At 41.1% G+C, this 6,397-nt stretch carries 5 protein-coding genes and 1 rRNA gene (1 of these 6 running past the window's edge); all 6 read right to left on the bottom strand.

From position 1 onward, the window contains the following. A 16S ribosomal RNA gene (locus CXM95_RS05325) occupies positions 1–941 on the bottom strand; it reaches 619 nt to the left of the window's first position. A gap of 616 nt (positions 942–1,557) precedes the next feature. Beyond that, positions 1,558–3,063, bottom strand: coding sequence for a HAMP domain-containing sensor histidine kinase (locus tag CXM95_RS05320; protein WP_034872519.1), 1,506 nt, complete (start codon positions 3,061–3,063; stop codon positions 1,558–1,560). 14 nt (positions 3,064–3,077) lie between these two features. Then, positions 3,078–3,764, bottom strand: coding sequence for a response regulator transcription factor (locus CXM95_RS05315; protein ID WP_005229193.1), 687 nt, complete (start codon positions 3,762–3,764; stop codon positions 3,078–3,080). 139 nt (positions 3,765–3,903) lie between these two features. Next, positions 3,904–5,325 carry an NADP-dependent phosphogluconate dehydrogenase gene (gene gndA / locus CXM95_RS05310; RefSeq protein WP_005229192.1) on the bottom strand — a complete coding sequence of 474 codons (1,422 nt, stop codon included), beginning with the start codon at positions 5,323–5,325 and terminating at the stop codon, positions 3,904–3,906. A gap of 183 nt (positions 5,326–5,508) precedes the next feature. After that, complete coding sequence (rpmF, locus tag CXM95_RS05305; protein WP_005229191.1) at positions 5,509–5,688, bottom strand: 50S ribosomal protein L32; 180 nt, start codon at positions 5,686–5,688, stop codon at positions 5,509–5,511. 56 nt (positions 5,689–5,744) lie between these two features. Then, positions 5,745–6,305, bottom strand: a complete 561-nt coding sequence (locus CXM95_RS05300) for a YceD family protein (protein ID WP_016619881.1) — start codon at positions 6,303–6,305, stop codon at positions 5,745–5,747. Between the last annotated feature and the right edge of the window lie 92 nt (positions 6,306–6,397).

Here is a 6,397-nt window from a genome sequence, read left to right as displayed (position 1 = left end):
TCAATTCCTTTGAGTTTCAACCTTGCGGTCGTACTCCCCAGGCGGAGTGCTTAATGCGTTTGCTGCAGCACTGAAGGGCGGAAACCCTCCAACACTTAGCACTCATCGTTTACGGCGTGGACTACCAGGGTATCTAATCCTGTTCGCTCCCCACGCTTTCGAGCCTCAGCGTCAGTTACAGACCAGAGAGCCGCCTTCGCCACTGGTGTTCCTCCATATATCTACGCATTTCACCGCTACACATGGAATTCCACTCTCCTCTTCTGCACTCAAGTCTCCCAGTTTCCAATGACCCTCCCCGGTTGAGCCGGGGGCTTTCACATCAGACTTAAGAAACCGCCTGCGCTCGCTTTACGCCCAATAAATCCGGACAACGCTTGCCACCTACGTATTACCGCGGCTGCTGGCACGTAGTTAGCCGTGGCTTTCTGGTTAGATACCGTCAAGGGATGAACGTTCTACTCTCATCCTTGTTCTTCTCTAACAACAGAGTTTTACGATCCGAAAACCTTCTTCACTCACGCGGCGTTGCTCGGTCAGACTTTCGTCCATTGCCGAAGATTCCCTACTGCTGCCTCCCGTAGGAGTCTGGGCCGTGTCTCAGTCCCAGTGTGGCCGATCACCCTCTCAGGTCGGCTATGCATCGTTGCCTTGGTGAGCCGTTACCTCACCAACTAGCTAATGCACCGCGGGTCCATCCATCAGTGACGCAAAAGCGCCTTTCAACTTTCTTCCATGCGGAAAATAGTGTTATACGGTATTAGCACCTGTTTCCAAGTGTTATCCCCTTCTGATGGGCAGGTTACCCACGTGTTACTCACCCGTTCGCCACTCTTTTTCTTTCGGTGGAGCAAGCTCCGGTGAAAGAAAAAGCGTTCGACTTGCATGTATTAGGCACGCCGCCAGCGTTCGTCCTGAGCCAGGATCAAACTCTCATAATGATTTGTTTGAATGACCATACGGTCATTAAGCTCATAAAAATTAACTTTGCTAGCTATTGCTTGCATGTATTTGTTTCAATAAATTGAAACGTCCTACACATTGGTTCGTTTGCTTGCTTTGTTCAGTTTTCAAAGGTCTACCGTGCTGCGTTAGCAACTTTTATATCATATCAGAGCGACGTTTGATTGTCAACTCTTTTTTAAAAGTTTTTTTCAAGAAGTTGTTATTTAACTTCTCTCTTAACCTCAGCGACTTTTTTATCTTACCATCTCAACCGTTATATGTCAAACACTTTTTTGAAAAGTTTTTTTGATTTATCAGGTTTTTTCAGAGACGATATTTTTTCGACTTTGTTATAATAACACTTGTAAAATGTTTCGTCAACAACTAATTTCAAAAAAGATCAATCAGTGTTTGTTACAAATGTCTTAACAAGGACAAGTAATAATATAGCAATTCTTAAAGGAAAAATCAACTAAAAAAATAGGCTTTTTGACAACTATTTTCATAGGCGAATTATTCATTACCAAACGATTCGAACGTTCGTTTATAAGCAGTGTTTCGGCACTAAATCTATCATTTAAGAATGAAAAAAGAGAACTTAAGCTTTTTTGCTCAACGTTCTCTTTTCGTCCGATCTTCCGTTTGAAGAATCGGTATATAAATCCGAAAGATTGTTCCTTGGCCAATGACACTCTCCGCCGTGATTTTTCCTTTATAGCTTTCCAATAGTTGTTTTGCTATAGATAACCCCAAACCATTGCCACCTTTGGTTCTAGCACGAGCTTTATCTACCCGATAGAAACGATTGAAGATCTTATCGAGGTCTTCTTTGGAGATGCCTTCCCCGAAATCTTGGATGGCAATTTCAAAAGATTGACGATCCAATGAAATGGATAGATGAACTTCTTTTCGATCAGTGGAATACTTTACTGCGTTATCCAAGACAATAATAATGATCTGTTCAAAATGATTGCGATAGATTTTCAGCTTCAACTCATGATACAAATCATCATCCAATGTAAAGACAAAATCCGGATACAGTATTTTAAAGTTATTGAACACTTGATAGACAACTTCTTTTGCATTAGTTGTTTCATTTGCATAATGAACATCCACTTGTTCCGCTCTTGAGAGATCCAACATTTCCTGTACTAGCGTCTTCATTCGACTGATCTCTTGCATACTGGCTGCGAGGGACTCATCCAAGATCTCTGGATCATCTTTCCCCCAACGTTGCAAAAGATTCATGTGTCCTTCAATGATTGCTACGGGTGTCCGTAACTCATGAGAAACATCTTCAACGAATCGCTCTTGCTGCTCAATGTACAGGCGCATGCGATCCAACATCTCATTAAATATATCTGCTAAATCAGACAGTTCATCGTTCGTATTTAATTCTGGCATATGCACGGTTGACTGCGGGTTTTTCCGAACAGTTTCCATCGTATCCCGTAATACCTTTAATGGCTGAAGGAAATACGCTGATAAAAAGAACCCGAGTACACTGCTGAGAATCAGAGAGACGACTTCTAAGATAATCAAAGTCAGCAGCAGTTTGCTGCGTATTTCATAAAAAGAAGTCAACTCATAAAATGTTTGAGCATAGCCAATCCGCTCTCTGGTGCCTTTTGAATAAATGGGTTGGATCGAGAGAAAGCCTGTGATACCATCCAGCGTTACGATGGTTGGCGCTTTGCGCTGCGTGTCGATCAGTGCTAAATCATTTTCATGGGTTTTAAACACAAGGTCCTCATTCAAATTATAAACAAACAGGCTCAATGGTGCTTGGCCTAATTCCGAAATAAAGGAGTCGATTTTCATTAAGTTGCCATCGATCGTTGAAGTGCGATCATAAATGCTCGTCGTCCCCGCATCATTTTTGGTTAAATTACGATACGTTCGGACCAATGTTAGTTCTTGATCCGAATTGGCTAAACGAGAAGCAACCTCTGACATCGTCCGCTCCACATTGTTTTCTTCTTTAGCGACGATCAAATTCACCGATGTTTTATAGGTGATCACGGCAAAGATCGTAAATACGACGAATATAAAGAAAGAACTTGCGAAGGCCCACTTTACAGTTAAAGAAGGCCCCTTCAGTTCTTTTAATTTTTTCATTCTTTTTTTAAGGTTCACGACCGCATCACATAACCTGTACCACGAACGGTTTGGATATAGCTTTCCTCCCCTGGTACATCAATTTTATTCCGTAAGTAGCGGATGTAAACATCGACAACGTTGGTTTCAACTTCTGTCTCATAGCCCCAGACTTTGTTTAATAAAACATCTCTGGCCAAAACGACATTAACGTTTTCCATTAAAGTCAACAATAGCTCATATTCGCGTTTCGTTAGTTCAATGACATCTGTTCCGCGACGAACGACACGATTTTCTTTTTCAATCGTTAGGTCTCGGTATGTGATCGTGGTTTGTTTTGCAACGTTTTTGTCCCCTTCGATATCGATACGGCGAAGCAACGCACGTAAGCGTGCCAGCAATTCTTCAATTGCAAAAGGCTTCACAATATAATCATCAGCACCATGATCCAAACCTGATACTCGATCAATCACGGAATCTCGTGCGGTCATCATGATGATCGGGGTGTTCTTCGATTGACGCACGCGGCGGCAAACTTCTAACCCATTTAACTCAGGAAGCATCAGATCCAATAAGATCGCATCCCATTCATTATTCAGCGCCGCATCCAGTCCCGTCCGTCCGTTATAATGAACTTCAGTATTATACCCTTCATGCTTCAATTCTAATTCCACAAATCGAGCTAAGTTCTTTTCATCTTCAATGATTAGAATATTACTCATTATTGATAGCCCCTTTATTGATTATTCTGCCTTTAAATTAGACATTATCTGTCTTATTTTATCATGTATCTAAAAAATAAAAAAGAGATTGACCGAAAGTTCTCACTTTCGGTCTTTCTCTTTTGGATTCTCTTAAAGCTTACGCTTCATCATACCATGAATAATGGAAAATTCCCTCTTTATCTGTCCGTTCATACGTATGCGCTCCGAAGTAATCCCGTTGTGCTTGGATCAAGTTCGCTGGCAAACGATCAGAACGATAAGAATCGAAGTACGCGATCGCAGATGAGAACGTCGGCACAGGTACTCCTGCTTGGACAGCTAGTGCAACTACTTCACGTACAGAAGATTGATAACGTTTCGTAATATCTTTGAAGTAGTCATCTAATAGTAAGTTTTCAATGTCGGCATTCTTGTCATAAGCATCCGTGATTTTTTGTAAAAATTGAGCCCGGATGATACAGCCTGCACGCCAAATTTTGGCAATTTCACCAAAAGGAAGATCCCAATCATACTCTTTTGATGCTGTACGTAATTGCGCGAATCCTTGTGCATAGCTCATGATCTTACTGAAGTATAATGCTTCGCGGATCTTATTGATAAACTCTTCTTTGTTTCCTTCAAAAGCAACTGCTTCTGGTTTTGGTAAGACTTTGCTGGCATTGACCCGTTCTTCTTTGTAAGCCGAGATATAACGGGCAAAAACAGATTCAGTGATCAATGGTAGTGGTACGCCTAGGTCTAAGGCACTTTGGCTTGTCCATTTCCCAGTTCCTTTATTACCAGCAGCATCTAAAATCACATCAACGATTGGTTTGCCTGTACCTTGATCGTCTTTGCGAGTCAAAATATCCGCTGTGATCTCAATTAGATAGCTGTCTAATTCGCCTTTGTTCCATTCAGCAAAAATATCAGCCATTTCATCAACAGATAGACCTAATATGTTTTGCATCAAGTCATAAGACTCAGCAATCAGCTGCATGTCCCCATATTCGATCCCGTTATGAACCATTTTTACGTAATGGCCTGCACCGTTTGGTCCAATATAAGTCACACAAGGTGTTCCATCTTCGGCTTTTGCAGAAATTTGTTCCAAGATTGGCGCAACCAATTCATACGCTTCTTTTTGTCCTCCTGGCATGATCGAAGGACCTTTCAAGGCGCCCTCTTCCCCACCAGATACACCTGTACCGATAAAGTTGATTCCTGAGTTTGCCAACTCTTCGTTACGACGAACCGTATCTTTAAAGAAGGTATTTCCGCCATCGATCAAAATATCGCCTTTGTCTAGATGAGGCAATAATTCTTGGATCGTTGCATCTGTCGCAAATCCTGCTTTTACCATTAATAAAATACGACGTGGTTTTTCAATAGATTGAACAAATTCTTCTATCGTATAGGTTGCTTTAAAATTTTTATCTGGATGTTCTTTTACTACTTCTTCTGTCTTTGAACCAGTACGGTTAAATAAGGCAACTGAATAACCGCGGCTTTCGATGTTCAACGCTAAGTTTTTGCCCATAACAGCCATACCGACAACGCCGATTTGTTGTTTTGTCATCTTTCATCCTCCTAAGATTCAATTATCTTTTTCATTATAGCGCAAATGTACCTGCTTTTGAACTATTCTCTTTCGCTGGACAAAAAATATTTCTGAAAAGTTCCATATTCGTCAAAAAAACAAAAAAACCTCAGGCTCCATGGTTAGCCTAAGGTTTTAGAATCCTCTTTCTGAAAAAAGGAATTATGCTTCTTTTGTTGCTACGTCTTTGCCATCGTAATGACCACAGTTTGAGCAGACATGGTGGCTTTTTTTCATTTCACCACAGTTTGCACATTCGTTCAAACCGTTGATTGTCAATTTGTAATGTGTACGACGTTTTGCCTTCTTCGCTTTCGAAGTTTTTCTAGCTGGTACTGCCATTTTGCTACACCTCCTTGTTAATGAACGCAACCTTGAGGCTGCAATTTATTCCAATCCTACGCGTTATCGTCATCTGATTCAGTGAATAATTCGGATAATTTTGCAAGACGAGGATCAACTTGTTGAGCTTGCGCTTCTTTTTGATTTGCAAAGTCTTCTTCTGACAAAACAGCCCAATCGTTGCCAGATGGCATTGCTGAACCTTGCTTTTCTTCTTCTGTCAGGACTTGCAAAGGAATCGCAAGTAATAGGTTATCAGCGACAGATTCATCTAAGCTGATGGTTTGACCTTCAACGATCAAAACTTCTTCTTCGACGATCATTTCATCGCGACGCTGAAATTGCTCTGGTGTCATGAAGTGTTCATCCACTGAAAAATCAAAAGGAATCGCTACAGGTGTCAAAGAACGAGTAGATGGCAATGTCATCGTCGTTTCTACTTGATAGTGCAGCAAGTATCCTTGCTTATCAACACTCATCAGCCCTTTTACTTTTACAGGAGACAAATCAATGATCTGTCCATCGCGTTTTATCAGTTGACTCTTTAAGTCAAGTGTTTCTTCAAACATCAGCGGTGTCTCTTGGTATTTTTTTAATTCCAATAAAGACCATTTCATTTTTATCACCCCTAAGCAACAAAAGCAATTATACAGGGCTTCTGAGGCTTTGTCAATGAAATTTTCTTGACACCTTTTTCATTTTTGATCGT

It is taken from the genome of Enterococcus sp. CR-Ec1 (assembly GCF_002850555.1).
GTDB classification, from domain to species: Bacteria; Bacillota; Bacilli; order Lactobacillales; family Enterococcaceae; genus Enterococcus_D; species Enterococcus_D entomosocium.
Note: the sequence above shows the minus strand (reverse complement) of the source record. Positions and strands in the feature narration are given on the sequence as shown.